Origin of the sequence: Methanobacterium paludis (assembly GCF_000214725.1) — an archaeon.
Taxonomy (GTDB): domain Archaea; phylum Methanobacteriota; class Methanobacteria; order Methanobacteriales; family Methanobacteriaceae; genus Methanobacterium_C; species Methanobacterium_C paludis.
On the sequence record NC_015574.1, the window covers coordinates 2379607 to 2397888 of the forward strand.

Genomic DNA, 18282 nt, shown 5'->3' on the forward strand with positions numbered 1-18282 from the left:
GAATATTTAAAAAATATATTATAAAGAGATTATAATTAAATTAAAACAATTAAAAGGAGTTATAACCCTAAAAAAACATTGAATTTAAGTTATTTATAAAAGTCTACATCCACACCTTCAAAACAAATGAAGCAGGTTGTGGATTTAAATACTCAAGTTTAACCTGATCTGATGATGTTCCCTTGGGAACACCCACAACATACGCATTAAACGATTCTCCAGGGTTTCCATTTGTACGTACATGAAACCATAACACCGCGATTTTATGATCACCTAAAAGCTGTGAAATTCTGTTATTTACAGGAATTGGTGTTGAACTAAACTTTTGTTCGTCATTTGTCATATTATCGGGTTTATCTATGATCCAACGGGCTGAGTCATCACCTAAACTAGGTGAATCGGACATTACATAAAAGTCCGTGAAGTTCAAATCGTACTGTGTGATGTTGAAATGATGGCAAGCCCAGCCAGGTTTTCCAGAGTCAAAATCAGGAGTTTCATGTTTAAGAGACCCAGTTAAACCAGAATGTGTACATACTTCCCAATCTTGCCCTGATTGGTGGCTCCAGGAAGGGTTTTTGTGGGAATTCATGCTCACCGATGCCGTTATATACATGTAATCGCACAAAACCGTCCTGTTTACAACTGCCACTTGTGCGGAATCAGGAGAAGGAGTTTTGTCATGTATTACAATTGGAGAGAGTTTACTGTCCATGGGATAGACCATCATGTTTGAATCTGCACCTTTTGGAAGGATTTTGTCCATTAAATCTTCATAATTTTCCTTGAGACAAAATACCTTTCTAATTGAAAGGGTGTTGGGTACGGTTCTGCACGTTTTAACATCCCACTCTGCAAGTCCCGGAGTCACACTACCTGCTAAACCACTGTATTTCTCCCAGTCATTGGGAGACCCCGGGGTGGTTATAAGTATATCGGCTGTATCCTCTGTTATTCTCTCAAAAGAATGTTCTGAGGAATAATCCTGGATTTTGTAGCTTACAAGATCCATAGCATTGGCTGAAATGCCTATTATAACTGTTATTACTATAATGGCCAGCATTGCATCAATTGAAAACGCCTGCCCATTTTCATCTCCAACAAAACCATTAAAAATCATTTAATCACTGAACTTTAATTCTTTAATCAGAAAATGTTGGTAAACCATATTTTGACCTGTGACCGTTGTCTAAAAACAGTTTGAAGTGATTAACCCCATCGAAGTAGTACTCAATTGCCTTGCCTCTGTAGGTTCCACTTCCATCAGGATCTGTGTCGTTATATATAACGTGGTCTGAAGAGCAGGGGGCGAATGTTAAAGTTCCATCCAGGGACGGTGCGGGTTTTATAAATGTTTCAAAGCCGTAATGGTAGCATGTGGATTTACCTTCTAACCTACAGAGGAAACATGCCCCATCACTGCTTTCATGGAAATATCCATTTTCTAAACAATTTTTAAGGGCGATATAATTTTGGCTGGTTCCATGATAGTCGTAGGGGTCGTAAGGGCATTTTTTTATGAAAAGGGGTGCAGTTGCATTTTCATAGGCAGTTGCATTCGAAACATTCCGGGCATTCAGGTATTTTGCAAGGCTTGAACCGTATAAAATTCTGCCGGTGTTGTTTGTAACCCCTCCGTGGCTCTTGCATTTTATAAATGGTAGGGGATCCGGTATTCTAGAGTCTGCATCCTTAATTGAAATGTTCTGGTTCACGGTTTCTCTGTGTTTAACATTATCTTTCTCCACACATATCGTGGAATTGACCTCCACTTCAAAGGGATCACTGGCAGTATTCACGTTTATTATGGTACAATTAACTCTCAAACCTGTGCTGTTATAATACTCCTCAGCTTTCAGATCCATCCGTTTTTGAAGAGCAGTTTCAACTGCTTGTCTACTGTTTACAACGGGGGCACCTGTTTTAACAACTCCTTCAGCTTCTTCCCTTAAAACTTCCAGCCCCTGAACTGGAATGTCTTCTTCAATATCTTTTGCAGCGTAAAGTGTAGTGTCAGATTTTAAAATTGTGTCTGCAGATTCTCCTCCAACGTGAGCCATATCCATAAATACTGCTACAAGTAAAATAGCAGGCACCACCAGTAAAAAGGATAATCCTCCCATCACGTAACCCTTACGATCCATTTTATCCCTCTAAAAACTTATTTTTTGTTTAAAAATTTTTAAACTTTTTTCAGATAGCTGTAGTTAAATGACGCCAATTTTCTTGAAATACGTTAAATTGTTTCTTGAGATATGTTAATCGTCTAAATCTCCAACATGATACTAAAAAATTGTTCAAGGTATGAGTATTAATTTTTTAATTAAATGTAATAATATATAAATGTATTTATATGGAAAACTAAGATGTATATGAAAAAAATAACTGAGACACCTTTTAGAACACAATCTGTATTAATTATTCCAGATATAATCATAATAAATAAGAAAATAAGAATTTCTGTGATAATTCTGTGATTACACCTAAAAACAGGTTAGATCGTGAATTATATAGAAAAATATCAATTAAAAGTTTTAATTGGAAACTATATGAAAGAATTATATATGAAAGAATTAATTTTAAAAAAAATATAATTAAAAAAGTAAAGGTAATGGATAAATAGAGGATATTATCTCATAGAGTATTTATTAAAAATTTAGATTTAATAAAAAAAGATAAAAAGGATAGTTAAACATAATATGGTTTTATAGAACTGTTTTAGTTTTTGAAGCTGATTAAATATTTAATATATTTTTAGTGATCAGACTTAGGATGAATTTGCAAAAAGCAAGTTAATGGAGGTTCAATATGAAAGACATCGTTAGAGGTTGGCGCCATATTCAGCAGCGATACAATCTCATAGGATCAAAATGTTCACAATGCGGAAAAGTTTTCTTTCCAAAAAGAGTTATATGCCCGGAATGCAGGAGAAGGGGTAAAATAGAGGATATTAAACTCAGTGGTAAGGGTAAAATATATACTTACTCTGTTATAAACACTCCAACAGATGAATTCAAAACCCTAGCACCCTACGTTGTGGCTATAATTGAACTTGAGGAAGGTACAAAAATAACATCTCAGATAGTAGACTGTGACCCAGATAAAATTGAAATAGGCGATGAAGTCGAAGTGGTTTTCAGGAAAATAAGAACCGAAGGCGATGACGGAGTGATCTCATATGGATACAAATTCAAACTCAAAAAATAAGATAGGTGTGCTTCTGGTTGGACATGGAAGCCGATTACCCTACGGTAAAGACGTTGTAAGTCAAATTGCAAATATTTACAGAACAAATGAAGACTACCAGGTCGAAGTGGGTTTCATGAACATGTCAAAACCCTCTATACCTGAAGCCATAAGAAAACTTGCAAATGAAGGTGCTGAAAAGATCATTGTAACCCCAGTATTCCTTGCCCACGGAGTCCACACAACACAGGACATACCAAGGATTCTTGGACTGAAAAATAATGGCCACGACGATGACGGACATTCCCACGAAGGTCACCATCACGGCCACAGTCATGAGGATGAAGCGGCTGAAAAGATTGAATTTGACGGCGAAATCATTTACACAGAACCATTAGGTGCTGACAGCAGAATAGCCGACATAATAAAAGACAGGGTTAATGATGCCCTCTAAATCTTTTAAAGATTTAAAAGTTTCTGACCTTGGGGAAAAAAGATTAATAAAAAGGCTCCTTGAAAGGAGCCAAAAATCCCAACCTACTTCTCTTTTTTTAGAAAAATTCCTGGATGAAAATTCAGTTAAAAGCACCAAAGATGATGCAGCCCTCATTGACCTTGGAGAAAATTATCTTGTTGCAACTTCAGACCTACTAATGCAATCTGCTCATTTTCCAGATGAAATGACACCCTTTCAGATGGGTAAAAAGGTTGTAACTGTTAACGTCAGCGATATTGCAGCCATGGGTGCCGATACTATTTGTATAATCGTTTCCATGGGATTGCCAAAAGACATGTCTCTTTCAAACTTCGATGAGATGATCGAGGGCATACTTGAATCATGCAAACAATATGATATGGTACTTATAGGTGGAGACACCAACGAATCTGCGGATTTAACCCTCTGCGGAACCTGTATCGGCATGGTTAAGAAAGAAAATGTGCTGATGAAAGGTGGAGCTAGATCTAGTGATGTTGTCGCTGTTACAGGGAAGCTTGGACTTGCAGCAGCAGGATTTGAGCTTTTATTTTGTGATGAATCTGAAGAATCTAAATTAGAGGGTTTAGATCATGGTTTCATGAGCCTTGCTTTAGAACATGCCCTTCAACCAGAAGCAAGACTGAAAGAAGGGATTCTGCTTGGAAAAACAGGAGTTGTAACCTCTGCGACAGATATAACCGATGGATTGCTGAGTGAAATCGGTGAAATAATAGATGCATCCCCTGAAAATATTGGTATAACATTTTATGAAGAACAGGTTCCAATACCTCATGAAGTACATGAAATTGGAAATATTTTGGGTAAAAATCCACTTGAAATGGCTTTAACCTATGGAGAAGATTTTGAACTTCTTTTAACCGTTCAAAAAGATAAATTTGATGATTTGAATCATTTAAAAAATGTTGTGGATCTTCATGAAATAGGTTTTGTGGATTCATCCGGAATTATCAAAATGATAGATAAGGATGGAAAAACAAATGTAGTAACACCAAAAGGTTATGAACACCTTAAATAATTCTTTAATAAATTGTATGGGTTTCTTAAAATAAACCCTTTAAAGAGTGGTGGAAGCTATGAGAAAGGAAGCAATACTTTATGAGAAAATTGGGAAAGCCCTGAACTGTAAAGTCTGCCAAAGACGTTGCATAATCTCTGAAGGAAAAAAAGGATTTTGCACAATGCGGGAAAATGAAGGTGGAAAGCTTTACACCCTCAACTATGCTGCAGCATCCTCCGTTGCAGTGGACCCTATAGAGAAAAAACCACTCTTCCACTTTTATCCCGGTTCAACTTCCCTGTCCCTGGGGACTCTGGGCTGCAACTTCCGCTGTAAATACTGTCAAAACTGGACCATCTCCCAAGCAGACCTTGGAACTGTTCCAACAAATGAAATACTTCCAGAACGGGCTGTTGAACTTGCAAAGGAGTATGGATGCAAATCGATCTCCTGGACCTACAACGAACCAACCATGTGGTTGGAATACACCCTAGATTCTGCTAAACTCGCCCATGAAGCAGATATAAAGACTGTTTACGTTACAAACGGTTACATGACAGAGGAAGCATTTGAGCTTCTGGCTCCGCATCTTGATGCTGCCAACATCGACCTCAAAGGTATGTCAGACAAGTTTTACAGTGACCTATGTGATGCCCGACTCCAACCTGTTCTTGACAACATTAAACGAATGTACGAGAATAATATTCATATAGAAATTACAAATCTTCTAATTCCAGGTTACAACGACTCTGAAGAAGATATAAATGCCCTTGTAAAATTCATGGTAGATGAGGTTGGTGTTGAGGTTCCGCTCCATTTCACAAGGTTTTTCCCCTACTACCAGCTGAAGGATGTGCCTCCAACTGCAGTTGAAACCCTCAAAAATGCATATGAAATAGCGAAAGATGCTGGTATGAAGTACGTCTACGTTGGAAACATACCACACACCGATGGAGAGAACACTTACTGTCCAGATTGTGGTGAGCCATTAATCGAACGGGATGGGTTTCAGATAGTTGATGATGAACTTGAAAAGAGTAAAAAATGTCCCAAGTGTGGGGCGGGAATTGATATTGTTGTTTAAATGATTAAAGGAATATTTCTACTTTTTATAAATACAGATTTCTTTTCTTTGATCGTGACCAATAGTCATAGTGAACAATATTCTTTTAAAAAAAAATGTTGAATTCTTATTAGTTGAATTCCTATGAATTAGTAATTAAAAACTCTAAAATTTTAAAAATAAGTTTTAATAGAGGCTTAATAAGTTTTAATGAGTTTAATTTCTTTTATAATCCTTTATTAATAAAGAGTTATTAAAAAAATATTAGAAGTAGGATTAGTTTTATTTAATTAAATTCTTAATTCAGTCTCCCATCCGGCTCACCCTCTCAAACTTCTCTTTTTTATCTAGAGATTTGGTTGCATCTACACCAACCTTGGTTGTGGTACCATCAGGCAGTGCGCAGGGATCAAGTGATGAGCCCCTGGCTTTTGGAATTATAACAATATCATCATCACCTTTAACCCTGGTTGCAATTGCATATTCCAGATCATCGCTGTTGAAGATATCTATATCTTCATCAACCACAACACAGTGTTTCAATGATGGGTGTGCTGCAAGGGCTGCCATTATAACATTTTTACCATCACCCTGCGTCTGCTTCTGGATTGAAACTGCAGCATGGAGCCAGCAGCAGCCGCCCTCAGTTAAAACAACATTTTTAACCGTTGGGATGGTGTTCTGCACAGCTCTGTATATCCTTGGTTCCTGTGGTAAGCCCTGGAGGAGTTTGTGTTCGTTTCCTGCAGGCATTATGGCATGGAAAAGTGGATCCTTTTTGTAGTGCATCTTTTCAAGCTGAATGATTGGTTCCTGGCGCACCACATCATATGTATCTGTTAAATCGACGAATGGTCCCTCAGATTCCCTTTCATGGGGTAAAATCCTTCCTTCAAGGAGTATTTCACAGTCAGGCACTTCAAGATCGACTGTTTCACACTTCACAAGTTTCATTTTCCCGTTGTGGAAGGTGTTAGCAACCTCGAGTTCGTCTGCAGTTATTGGTATGGATGTGCAGGATGCAAGGAGGGTAGCTGGGTTCATTCCAATTGCTATTGCAATTTCAAGGGGTTTGTCCATTTCTTCTGCCTTTTTGTAGTAGGTGTAAAGGTTTCGTGGGACTATCCTGATTCCAAGCCTATCTTTATCATTTACAAGCATTCTGTGTATTGAAGCATTCCTCACACCTGTTTGTGGGTCCTTTGCAATTACAACCCCTGCAGTTATGTAGGCTCCACCGTCAGCTCTGTAGTAGGTGGGTATAGGAAGCTCAGAAAGGTCTGCTTTCTTTGAGACCTCGAAGTTTTCACCGATTTTTTCCACGTTATCGATAGGAGTGGGTTTATCTGTTGCATCCATTATCCTGCTGGTTATTTCAGGCACGGTTGTAGATATTGAACGGGCTATTTTCTCCCTGGTGTTGCATATACCTGAAATAATCCTCATATCGCTTTTTTTAACATTTTCAAAGATTACTACATCTTTAGGATGTTCCTTCAATATTTTAGAAACTTCGTACTTTGTTGATATTTCTTCCTGGATTTTTATAACCTTGAATTCATCTTCAAGGACTTTTAGAAATTCCCTCATAAATTCACCAGCCTTTAATCCTTTCAACTAATTTGTAATCTGACCTTCACATTTAAAGCCATATATCTTTTAAGTATCCATTAGCGTTCTTCATTTAATTGTGGTTGCAACGAACATCACAAGGAGTATAACGGTTATTCCGAGATATATGTAGTTTGCAGAACATCCGCAGCCATTCACGTTGCACTGGCTTTTTTCATTCTGGATTGGGTCTTCTTGGTTTGGGTCTTCTTGGTTTGGGTCTTCTTGGTTTGGGTCTTCTTGGTTTGGGTCTTCTTGGTTTGGGTCTTCTTGGTTTGGGTCTTCTTTCTCCATTTAATCCCCTTGACTATCGTTGACATCTCATGTTGTCTTTGAACTTCAGGAGATCCTTTTTTATATTTTTATCGCCTAATCCTAATATTTCAGCGGTTAATAAAGCTGCGTTACCCCCAGAATCTATCCCCATGGTTGCAACTGGCACTCCTGGCGGCATGTTGACCATTGAAAGTAATGCATCCATTCCACCCAGTTTTATGGCGCAAGGCACCCCTATGACTGGTTTCTCTGTGTAGGCCACAACTGCACCGGTAACGTGTGCAGAAAGCCCTGAAATAGCTATATAAATTTTAACATCATCCATCTCTTCCATATAAGTTTCAAATCTTTCAGGGTGCCTTATTGGAGATATAACTGTTGAATCATAGGATATATTCATTTTATCAAGGACCATGGTTGTTTTCTTTGCCACTTTCATGTCAGAGTGGCTTCCAGATATAACAGCCACATCAGGGCACTTTGTACCATTTTCAGTTTTATCTGCCTTGTCCTGTTTTGGTGAGTTACTCTCAGATCCGCTCGTACTGAATACCTTTTTGGAGTAGTAATCTCCTTTGAGTTTGTCTGCGAGTTTTTCTTCATCATTTTTTATTTTGAAGAAGAACTCTTTCCTCATTGTTGAAAGTTCAGATCTAATCTTCTCATCGTGAACCCCTATTATCTGGGCTGCAAGTATTGCAGCATTTTCACCACGATCTACTCCCACTGAAGCCACAGGTGCCCCAATTGGCATTTGAACTGTTGCAAATAAAGCGTCCAGTCCGCCGAACTTAACGTCCACTGGAACACCAACAACTGGTTTGTGGGTGTTGGCAGCTATGATTCCTGGAAGATGAGCTGAAAGTCCTGCAATCCCTATGAAAACTTCCACACCACTTTTTGTGGATTCTTTGACGATCTTTTTAACCTTCTCATGGGTTCTGTGGGCCGAAGCAACTCGAACATCGTAGGGTACCTTCAATGTTTCCAGAATTCTTATGGCCTTCTCTGCTATAGCAAAATCAGATGCACTTCCAAGTATTATCATTATCCCTGGTTCCATCATACCCCTCATTATTATTTTAATTAAAATTATTGTTTTATAAGTACAATCAAGTTATTTTCAGTGGTTAAAACCATATTTACACTAAAATTATATGATTGAAGAAAGTAAATAAACTTTCGTAGATATGTAAAAAAAAGTTAAAATAAAAAAAAATGGAAATGTTGAACCTTGATATATTGAAAGTGTTGAATAGGGATTTGTTGAATATTTGAAATATCTCGAAATTATTTAAGTAATGTTCATATATGAATAAAGAAAGGAAACTATTGAGGTGTACCTTGTGTCATGGACAATACTGATGCTTTTTTTACTCCTGGCATCATTCAGAACAATCAAAAAACCCAAAGATATGACCGTATCCGTGATAATTCCAGCTTACAACGAAGCAAAAACTGTTAAACATGTTGTAAGCGTTGCAAAGTCTCTAAGCTACATCCTTGAAATCATAGTTGTAGACGATGGATCAACAGACGGAACTGCCAGAATCGCTGAAGAAGCTGGTGCAAGGGTTATAAGACACCTCGAAAATAAGGGCAAAGGTGCGGCCATTAAAACCGGTTTTACCAACTCTAAAGGAGACATAGCTGTATTTTTAGATGCTGACCTTCATAACTTAACTGCAGACCAGGTTGAACGGATCATAAAACCCATATTGAATGGAGAAGCAGACATAACAAAAACCAAGTTTAAAAGAGAAGCAGGTAGGGTAACTCAACTTACAGCTAAACCACTTTTAGATTTCTTCTTCCCAGAGGTAAAATTTGACCAGCCCCTCAGCGGCCAGTTTGCAGCTAAAAGGTCCTTTTTAAGCAGTATAAAACTTGAGGATGATTACGGTGTTGATGTTGGAATTGTTCTGGACGCAGATGTGCGCGGTATGAGGGTTAAAGAGGTTGATATTGGCAAAATAGACCATGTACTATCTTCTTTAGGTGACCTGAACCTCATGGCCACAGAAGTTGTGAGAACCATTGTGGATAGGGCAATGGAATATGGTAGGGTCACAATGATGGACTCTCTGGGAAAATCTATTAGAATGGGGATACTTGGACTTTCACTGACCATACTTGGTGTTTTCTGCATATTTTTCATCACATTTGTGCCCCTAAATTTTGGATTAGTAATTTCAGTAGTGGGTATGATAATTGCCATTTTCTACATAGCTAAGATCATAAAAATGTCTTTCCATATAATCCGAAGGTCTGAGGCGAAGTTACGTACCCTCAAATCATTTTTTTACATGCACTCACCCATCATAGTCTCGGGATTGATACTCATAGCAATGCTCACAACACTTTTAGGTTCCGTACACATTTATGACGGCAAAATATCCGTGGAACCCTCCTCAAGAAACCTTATATATTGGATAGAACCTGCTCATAACCAAAGCGTAGATGTAAGAGGCCCATATACTGTTGACAGTGCACTGGAAAATGAGTACACCATCATGAGAATGACCCCGGAATCTATAGCCACCCTGGAACTTGGGTACGGAGATGCCGTCTATATTAATAATCAACAATACATCCTGAACCAATCCCTCCCAGGGGAGGGCAATACTATCAGGATACCTTATAACGCCAGAAATTTCCTTGGAATAAATGTAGGAGACGTTATAAGTGACAGCAATCTGAGAAACGTCTTCAAGAATGTTTACGCTGCAAAGAATCTGCAGCTGCAGAATACAAACAGTAACATAACTGTTAAAGAAGGAGTACTCATTAAAACAGATTCAGAAAATGGAAGGGCCGTTAACATATCCATTAACGGTACCCCAGTTACAATGACCTCCGGAATATTTAAAAACGGGGCTTACTCCATTTATGTTGACGGTTCAAGGTATAAAACAATTGAAATTAATGATGATACGTCATCAACGTCTTATTATGTAAAAGTGGGAGAATACACCATAAAAATAGATATTGGAGCATTAGGTACCGCACAATCAGATATGGAATTCGCACCTTCAAGTGAAGGTAAATTCTTGAACTTCACCTCCTCATGATCTTGTTGAAGTTTGTAATCTCCTAAATGTAAATCAATAACTTAATTTTTTTTATTTCATTTATCTGGATCCTGTAAAATTAAAAGTTTATTCTATCTAATTATCAATCATTTATCAAAACTAATATGCGTTGACCCCCATTTCCCATTTTAAAAAACTTAAACATTTAAGCAGCATTTTAAAGTAATTGATTAATTTTTAATAAATGATACTCAATGATCAACAATTAAATAGAGAGTTTAGGGAATTTCAAAAAAAATAAAAAATGGCAAAAAAGAAATAAGTCGTGCATAAAATCCTGCACATAAAGGTTTTTACAGTTAAATGGGGTTTTATTTTAATAATAAACCTTAACAGCTTCTTCCATATCCTCATAAAGTCCTAACGCTGCAAGAGCCCCTATCTTACCCCTAGAACCTGTGACCTCAACAAATTGAACTCCCGCTTCTTTTCCAACTTCTTCAGCCTCTTCAATGGTTTTCATAGATTTTTTAGCTGATATTCCGTATGATCTGAGCGTTGCTGGAATATTTATTCCATCTAGAACTGCCATTGCAGTTTTATCAGAAAGGGTGCTCTCCCTAAGAAGTTCACATGTTTTTTCTACGAGTTTATCTCGTTCCCCAGGTTTTACAGCAAATACCAGTGCTATTGCAACGCAGTTCTGGGTTTTGTTTGGGTTGTGTGGGAAAAGTTGGCAAGTGACATGATCCAGATATTCAAAACCCATCTGGCTGAGTTTCATGCCTATATTGTTTGCAAGGGTCCATGTAGCGCCTTCCTGCTTTGTGTCGGTGTCGTCGATTCCTATAACAACTTTCTGGAGTTTTGGAGTTACAACTGCAGCTCTTCCAACCTTTGAACCTCCTCCTATATCATAAAGTTCCACACGTTTCACTCCATGTGCCATTCCCCGGCACATTGCAGCCCCAACACCTGCGCCTGCAAGCCCCGCATGTACAACCTTCACTTCCTCCCCATCGACAGATACCTCTTCAATTCCAGCTGCTGCAAAGCTGGGTTTAAGGTTTAGATCGGTTTTTCCAACCTTAACTAAGTAAGTATGTTTGTCGCCATCTTTTTTTGAATCTAAAACTAGTTCGCTTGTTCTTTTGTACTGATAAATCATCCATCCAGACCCTGCTATACAGGGGTGGTATTCAACAAGTTCCACCAGGTCATCATCAACCATTGTAAGGACCTTTTTGTAGGGTGCTACCCACGGGTCCTTGAATTTCTCTTTTAAATCGTCAGGGGTCAATATTTCCATAAAATATCTCCATAAATCTTTTTAAATGTTCAACTAACTCTTTGTTACTAATGAAAATTATTTCCACAGAAAATTATTTCTAAATATAATATTCTACAGATTTACTATTAAAACTATTAAATTTCTACAATTAGAATTTTAAAATTACTATTAGAATTCTAGATTTTCTAGATTAAGTTGGATTTTTGTTAAATGTTAAATACTATTGTAAGTAGATCATTTTTTATCTTTTTTAATTTGATTTTTTAATATTTAAATTCGTATAAAATAAAATTCAATAAATAATTGTAGACTACTCTGTTACTAAAAAATAGTTAAAAAGAATTATTTAAAAAATCAATGAAGGTACATCTTTCTGAAAGGTTATTCCAAATTCACAAACATGATAGTAAATGATGATTAAAATAATTAAAAATAGAAAATAAAAAATTATTTCAAGTTATTTTAAACGTTCACACATCTTAACAACCGCTTCAACAGCACGTTTTCCATAATCAACACGCTGATGTGCCTCAAGTCTTGTCATTTTAGGGCCGGATATTCCCAGGCCAACTGGTTTGTTGTAATCCAGTGCAAGGTCTGCTATTTTACGTGAAGCATGCTGTGCTACAATCTCATCATGTCCTGTTGCACCTTCTATTACAGTACCGATAGTTACAACTGCATCGATGTCATCCTTTTCAAGGAGTTTTCTTATTGCAAGGGGCATATCAAAGACACCGGGAACTGTTATAACCTCTGTTATCTCAGAATCTAAAAATTTAGCATGTTCCTTTGCTAATTCTAACATCATATGAGTTATATCGTAGTTGAATTCAGATACTACAGCTCCTATTCTAACTTTTACCATTTTATAACCTCCACTCAATTTAAAAAAAATTCGTTTCGACTTAGAAAATATTTGGATAAAATTTCAGGGTTAAGAAAAGTTACCTTCAAATCCAAATCTGGCTTAAATAATTAGTACTTGTAATACTTTAAACCATATAAGCTACAAAAGCCGCAACTGAACTTAAAACCATTATGAGAATTATAAATAATGCTATAAACTGTGCTCTTGTCATGTTTCACGCTCCAAAAAACTGCGAAATCTCTGCAAGGGTCTCGCTTAATATCTGAACCTCATCCTTGGTGTTGTAGCAGTGAATCGAAGCCCTCACACTCCCCCCAAAGTCATAAGCTCCTGTGTGTCTTATGGCAGGGATTGCACAGTGGTGACCACTCCTAACACATATCCTCTTGAGCTCGTCCAGTATTTTAGCGACGTCATGTGGATTTGCGCCATTTATATTGAAGGCCACTATCCCATAAATATTTTCTGGATTGCCGTAAACTGTTGTGTTATCAACATCATTGATCCCCTCGAACATCAGCTTGGTGAGTTTCTGGGAATGCTTCTCAATCCTGTCAAGTCCTATGTTTTTTATGTAATCCACTGCAGTTCCAAGTCCTATGACTCCTGCTATGTTCTGTGTACCGCCTTCAAATCTTGCATGACCCTCTGCAAGTTTGAAGTCATCCTCTGTAACATCAAATACTGTTCCACCGCCAAGGTTCTCTGGCTGAAGCCCGTTCATTTTATCGGCCTTACAGTAAAGGAATCCAGTTCCAACAGGACCCATGATTCCCTTATGCCCCGGGAATGCCGTGAAGTCTGCTTTGATTTTTTTCACATCGAGTTCCATGTGGCCTGCAGACTGCGCAGCATCCACCATGTAAAGAAGATCATTTTCCTCTGCTATGTCCCCTACTTCATAGACTGGCTGGACAGATCCTATAGCATTTGAGACATGGGTGATTGTTATAAGTTTGGTGGTTTTATCAACGGCTTTTTCAATGTCAGCTGCATCAACGACACCATATTTATCGGCTTGAACTATCTTGAGGTTCACTCCCCTCTTTTTAAGGTTTAACCACGGCAGAAAGTTGGAATGATGTTCTATATTGGGAACTATCACAGAATCCCCTCGTTTGAAGTCAAGACCGTGTGCAACAAGGTTTATGGCCTCTGTGGTGTTCTTGGTAAATATGATCTCTTCAGGTTTGGAGTTTATGAACTTCGCGATCTTGGAGCGAGCCTTCTCGAACTCACTACTAGCTTTAACTGCAGTCCTGTAGGCCCCCCTACCTATATTTGCATTGTAGTTATAATAATAATTACACATTGCATCTACAACTGGTTTTGGGGTGGGTGTTGTGCTTGCAGCATCCATATAAATGATTTCATCAAGCATTGGTATGTCCTTTCTTATATCAGCATTTTCCATAGTGGATCTCCTAAATTCTCATAAATTTTCGATCTGATGTTTGAACATTCCTACACAAACCTATATAACTATTGTTATACATCTTCCCTCATTCAGTACTCACAGTTCATCACGTTTTAATTTCATCTAACCTGCGTTCAAAAAGATTATAATTAACTTATAATAACCTATAACTAAAATAATAAGTTTTAAAGGTTATATATCGTAAATTATAACTTTGAAAGTTTTCTTGCTACCTCTTCTGCCATTTCCATGGTTGACGAGCTGCCTCCAAGGTCGGATGTAACTATCTTACCCTCGTCAATGGTTTCAACCAGTGCTTTTTCAACTTTCCTGGCTTCATCCGGCTCTCCAAGATATTCCAGCATCAGCACAGTAGACAGTATCATTGCAGATGGATTTGCTATACCTTTGCCTGCAATATCCGGTGCAGAACCGTGTACTGGTTCGAATACTCCGTTCTTATCCCCAATATTTGCTGATGGTAACAATCCAAGTCCTCCAACAATTCCTGCTCCCTCATCTGAGAGAATATCACCGAAAAGGTTGCTTGTAACTATGACATCAAAGTCCTGGGGCCTGGTGACCAAGTACATTGCTGTTGCATCAACGTAAAAATCATTGGATTCAATATCATCATATTTTTCTGCTGTTTGGTAGAAAACTTCTTTAAATATACCATCAGTTTTTTTAAGCACGTTTGCTTTGTGCACAGCTGTAACTTTACTTCTTCCTGTTTTTTTTGCGTAGTCAAATGCAAAGTCACAGATCCTTCGTGTTGCAGAACGTGTGGTAATACGTAAAGCTGTTGCTCCCTCATCAGTGTACTCTTCATGACCCGAGTAAAGACCTTCTGTGTTTTCACGGACTATTACAAAGTCTACATCACCAAACTTGCCTGCCTTTCCATAGGAATGTACAGGACGAAGGTTAACATAGAGGTCAAGTTCTTTTCTAAGTTTAACAATCACATCTGCAGCTGATTCTCCAACAGCTCCGAAAAGACATGCCTGTGACTTTTTCACAGCGTCAATTGTCTCTTGAGGAAGTGCAACGCCGGTTTTTTCAGCGTATTCATCCCCTGCATCGGCAAAGGTGTAGTCAAATTCAATGCCAGATGCATTTAACACATGCAATGCCGCTTCCATAACTTCTTTTCCTATCCCATCACCAGGTATAACCGTTATTTTATACGTATTATGCGTACAACCATTTCCATTATTACCACAACAACATCCCATAGTATCAACTCCTGAATTTCTAGATAAAATTTCTTAGATAAATATCATGTTTATGTGAAATTAAATCGTTTATTATACCAATTAAATTGTTTAACCAATTATTTGAATTTTTTAATCAATTTAATCAGTTAATAGTCACTTATATAAATTTTAAAGGATTGAAAAATAATAAATTAGATTTTAATGAACCCTAATTAATTAAATTAATTCCTTTTTTAACCTAATCTTCTTTTATATCGGCAATGTGCTCTTTCAGATAAGGGATTAAACCACCTTTATTTAAAATTTCAAGCATGAAATCAGGTAATCCTTGGACTTCAAATTCCTTAGATGTGTTTAAATCCTTTAAAATCTCTTTATCCATGTCTATTTCGACTTCATCACCTTGGGAGATATTTTTTGAAATATCTTTGGCCTCTAAAAGTGGGAGTCCCACGTTTATGGAGTTCCTGTAAAATATTCTGGCAAATGACTCTGCAACCACTACAGAAATCCCAGCACCCTTAAGGGCAATTGGTGCGTGTTCTCTTGAAGAACCACATCCAAAGTTTTTTCCTGCAACGATTATGTCCCCTTTTTTAACTTTTTTAGAGAAATCAGGGTCGCTTCCTTCCATAACGTGTTCTGCAAGTTCCTTCTCACCTTTTAAGACCAGATATCTTCCGGGAATTATTACATCAGTGTCAACGTCATCTCCAAATTTCCAGACTTTTCCTTTCATTTTAACACCTTAAACCTTTATTTTAGTGATTTTATTTTATTAAATTACTTCATTTGTTTATCTGTGTGTTTATTTACAAGTTAAATTAAAACTTGTTTTAAATCCAGTTTTATATCCTAATTTACATTGCCCTTGGATCCGTGATCTTTCCGTAGATTGCAGATGATGCTGCAACTGCTGCTGAGCTGAGGTAGACTTCAGCATCAGGGCTTCCCTGTCTTCCTTTAAAATTCCTGTTGGATGTTGAAAGGCTCACCTCTCCTGGGCCAACCAATCCAACATGGCCTCCAAGGCAAGGTCCGCAGCAAGGGTTGCAAACAAGAGCACCTGAATCCACAAATGTCCTTAAAAGTCCTTCATCCATGGCTTGAGTGTATATCTCCCTTGAAGCAGGTATAACAAGCATTCGAATATTGTTGGATATACTGTGGCCTTTAAGGATCTTTGCAGCAGTTCTAAGGTCATCTAATCTGCCATTTGTGCATGATCCAAGGAAAACCTGATCAATCTGTGTTCCTTCAACCTCTGAAACAGGTTTGACGTTGTCAACATGATGAGGACACGCTACTTGTGGTTCAAGATCGTTGACATCTATTTCCATGGTTTTAAGAGATGCTGCATCAGAATCCGTCTTCATGACCTCGTACGATTTACTTGACCTTCCTTTAAGATAATCAAAGGTCTTTTGGTCAGGTTCTACAAGGCCTGTTTTTCCTCCCATCTCAATGGCCATGTTGCAAAGAACCATTCTATCAGATACGGACATCTCCTGAGTTGTTTCGCCCCCGAATTCACATGCCTTGTAGGTTGCACCGTCTGCACCAATTTTTCCAATGATGTTGAGCACGACATCCTTTGCGTAGACATAGTCGGATAGTTTCCCTGTGATATCAAATTTTATGGTTTCAGGAACTTTGAACCACAGTTTACCCGTTGCAAAGACCATTGCCATATCAGTTGAACCTATCCCTGTTGAAAATGCTCCTAACGCACCATGTGTACATGTATGGGAGTCTGTTCCAACTACAACTTCTCCTGGAACAATGTGCCCCTTTTCAGGCAGTACCTGATGACATACTCCTTCCCTAACATCGTAAAAGTTGTTTATTTTCTGCTCTTTCACGAATTTACGCATTTGAATGTGGTTATTGGCCGCTTCAATCGAATCTGCAGGGACCTGATGGTCAAACACAACAACTATCTTCTCTGGATCCCAGACTTTATCTACGCCTATCTTCTCAAATGATTCCACAGATAATGGTCCTGTTAGATCATGCGTCATTGCAACATCTATATTTGCCATTACTATTTCTCCAGCCTCTGCTTCTTTTTTACCTGAGGCTTTTGCAAGTATTTTCTCTGCCATTGTCATGGACATGTAATTCCTCCTTTTATTAAAATTACCATATTTAAATGGATAATTCATATTTAATGGATAATTTTAATGGATAATTGTTAAAATGAATATTTTTACCAGAATGGGCCAAATCAAGCCCATTTATTAGCTAATTTTTTTTATAATTTTAATGAAGTTGTCAACCTCTTCAGGATTTAAAATCTTTAAAATCTTTTTAATTGTATTTTTATGAACCTGCTTATGCATTTTCATAATATTTTTACCTTTCGGCGTCAACTGAAGGAAATAAAACCGTTTATCAACGTTAGATTGGATCTTAGTCACAATTCCTAGCCCTATTAACTGATTAATAGCTACTGAAACTGTTGATTTTTTAACGTCCAGTGCTTTTGATAGTTCAGAAACGCTTATTCCTTCGTTCTTATTGATTAATTCAATATAATACAGTTGACGAATTGTATATTCTTTTAAATCCCCAGTAAGAAGCTGTGTTTGGAACTTTCTAATTAATTCACTTAATTTATCCATTGATTCTACAAGCTCAAGCTCTTGATTCATATTGTCACTCCACAGAATATATAGTTTTATCTAACTAACTATTATAAAAATGTTTTGAAAACTATGAAACCATATCAATGGATTATTCATCAAAAAATCAGTACCCATTATATTATATCTTAAAACTCATTATCGTCTTAAATAAATTTAATAAAATTATTGTTT

17 protein-coding genes are annotated in these 18282 nt (G+C 37.4%); 5 read left to right on the plus strand and 12 right to left on the minus strand.

Going from position 1 to position 18282, the window contains the following annotated elements; all coding sequences use genetic code 11:
• Nucleotides 1–103: 103 nt before the first annotated feature.
• On the minus strand, nucleotides 104–1120 hold the full coding sequence (locus MSWAN_RS11405; RefSeq protein ID WP_013826803.1) for a hypothetical protein: 1017 nt from the start codon (nucleotides 1118–1120) through the stop codon (nucleotides 104–106).
• Nucleotides 1121–1142: 22 nt separating this feature from the next.
• Nucleotides 1143–2144 carry a hypothetical protein gene (locus MSWAN_RS11410; protein WP_013826804.1) on the minus strand — a complete coding sequence of 334 codons (1002 nt, stop codon included), beginning with the start codon at nucleotides 2142–2144 and terminating at the stop codon, nucleotides 1143–1145.
• Between the two features lie 664 nt (nucleotides 2145–2808).
• On the opposite strand from MSWAN_RS11410, the gene MSWAN_RS11415 reads away from it, so the two are divergent.
• The 4 genes from MSWAN_RS11415 to amrS are packed head-to-tail and all read left to right on the plus strand — an operon-like array spanning nucleotide 2809 to nucleotide 5766.
• A complete protein-coding gene (locus MSWAN_RS11415; protein ID WP_013826806.1) occupies nucleotides 2809–3207 on the plus strand; it encodes a Zn-ribbon domain-containing OB-fold protein in 399 nt (132 codons plus the stop codon).
• On the plus strand, nucleotides 3179–3640 hold the full coding sequence (cfbA, locus tag MSWAN_RS11420; RefSeq protein WP_013826807.1) for a sirohydrochlorin nickelochelatase: 462 nt from the start codon (nucleotides 3179–3181) through the stop codon (nucleotides 3638–3640). The genes MSWAN_RS11415 and cfbA overlap by 29 nt, the downstream gene beginning before the upstream one ends.
• Nucleotides 3630–4700, plus strand: coding sequence for a thiamine-phosphate kinase (thiL, locus tag MSWAN_RS11425; protein ID WP_013826808.1), 1071 nt, complete (start codon nucleotides 3630–3632; stop codon nucleotides 4698–4700). Before cfbA ends, thiL begins: the two co-directional genes overlap by 11 nt.
• Before the next feature lie 58 nt (nucleotides 4701–4758).
• Nucleotides 4759–5766 (plus strand): AmmeMemoRadiSam system radical SAM enzyme, encoded by a 1008-nt coding sequence (gene amrS / locus MSWAN_RS11430; protein ID WP_013826809.1) that lies wholly within the window; start codon nucleotides 4759–4761, stop codon nucleotides 5764–5766.
• A gap of 282 nt (nucleotides 5767–6048) precedes the next feature.
• Here amrS and MSWAN_RS11435 read toward each other — a convergent pair whose 3' ends face one another.
• The 3 genes from MSWAN_RS11435 to purE form a co-directional block, all read right to left on the minus strand.
• Nucleotides 6049–7335 carry a UbiD family decarboxylase gene (locus MSWAN_RS11435; protein ID WP_013826810.1) on the minus strand — a complete coding sequence of 429 codons (1287 nt, stop codon included), beginning with the start codon at nucleotides 7333–7335 and terminating at the stop codon, nucleotides 6049–6051.
• A 90-nt stretch (nucleotides 7336–7425) separates the two neighbouring features.
• A complete protein-coding gene (locus tag MSWAN_RS12855; protein WP_048188120.1) occupies nucleotides 7426–7650 on the minus strand; it encodes a hypothetical protein in 225 nt (74 codons plus the stop codon).
• Nucleotides 7651–7663: 13 nt separating this feature from the next.
• Nucleotides 7664–8695, minus strand: a complete 1032-nt coding sequence (purE, locus tag MSWAN_RS11445; RefSeq protein ID WP_013826811.1) for a 5-(carboxyamino)imidazole ribonucleotide mutase — start codon at nucleotides 8693–8695, stop codon at nucleotides 7664–7666.
• 283 nt (nucleotides 8696–8978) lie between these two features.
• On the opposite strand from purE, the gene MSWAN_RS11450 reads away from it, so the two are divergent.
• Nucleotides 8979–10703, plus strand: coding sequence for a glycosyltransferase (locus MSWAN_RS11450; RefSeq protein WP_013826812.1), 1725 nt, complete (start codon nucleotides 8979–8981; stop codon nucleotides 10701–10703).
• A gap of 337 nt (nucleotides 10704–11040) precedes the next feature.
• Here MSWAN_RS11450 and mmp11 read toward each other — a convergent pair whose 3' ends face one another.
• The 7 genes from mmp11 to MSWAN_RS11485 all read right to left on the minus strand — a co-directional run bounded on the left by mmp11 (nucleotide 11041) and on the right by MSWAN_RS11485 (nucleotide 18117).
• Nucleotides 11041–11973 carry a methanogenesis marker protein 11 gene (gene mmp11 / locus MSWAN_RS11455; protein WP_013826813.1) on the minus strand — a complete coding sequence of 311 codons (933 nt, stop codon included), beginning with the start codon at nucleotides 11971–11973 and terminating at the stop codon, nucleotides 11041–11043.
• 439 nt (nucleotides 11974–12412) lie between these two features.
• Nucleotides 12413–12823, minus strand: coding sequence for a 6,7-dimethyl-8-ribityllumazine synthase (gene ribH / locus MSWAN_RS11460; protein WP_013826814.1), 411 nt, complete (start codon nucleotides 12821–12823; stop codon nucleotides 12413–12415).
• Between the two features lie 217 nt (nucleotides 12824–13040).
• A complete protein-coding gene (locus MSWAN_RS11465) occupies nucleotides 13041–14240 on the minus strand; it encodes an aminotransferase class V-fold PLP-dependent enzyme (protein ID WP_013826815.1) in 1200 nt (399 codons plus the stop codon).
• A gap of 209 nt (nucleotides 14241–14449) precedes the next feature.
• Nucleotides 14450–15481, minus strand: coding sequence for an isocitrate/isopropylmalate family dehydrogenase (locus MSWAN_RS11470; RefSeq protein WP_013826816.1), 1032 nt, complete (start codon nucleotides 15479–15481; stop codon nucleotides 14450–14452).
• A gap of 220 nt (nucleotides 15482–15701) precedes the next feature.
• Nucleotides 15702–16202, minus strand: coding sequence for a 3-isopropylmalate dehydratase small subunit (locus MSWAN_RS11475; protein WP_013826817.1), 501 nt, complete (start codon nucleotides 16200–16202; stop codon nucleotides 15702–15704).
• A gap of 121 nt (nucleotides 16203–16323) precedes the next feature.
• A complete protein-coding gene (hacA, locus tag MSWAN_RS11480; RefSeq protein WP_013826818.1) occupies nucleotides 16324–17580 on the minus strand; it encodes a homoaconitase large subunit in 1257 nt (418 codons plus the stop codon).
• Between the two features lie 123 nt (nucleotides 17581–17703).
• A complete protein-coding gene (locus tag MSWAN_RS11485; RefSeq protein WP_013826819.1) occupies nucleotides 17704–18117 on the minus strand; it encodes a MarR family winged helix-turn-helix transcriptional regulator in 414 nt (137 codons plus the stop codon).
• Between the last annotated feature and the right edge of the window lie 165 nt (nucleotides 18118–18282).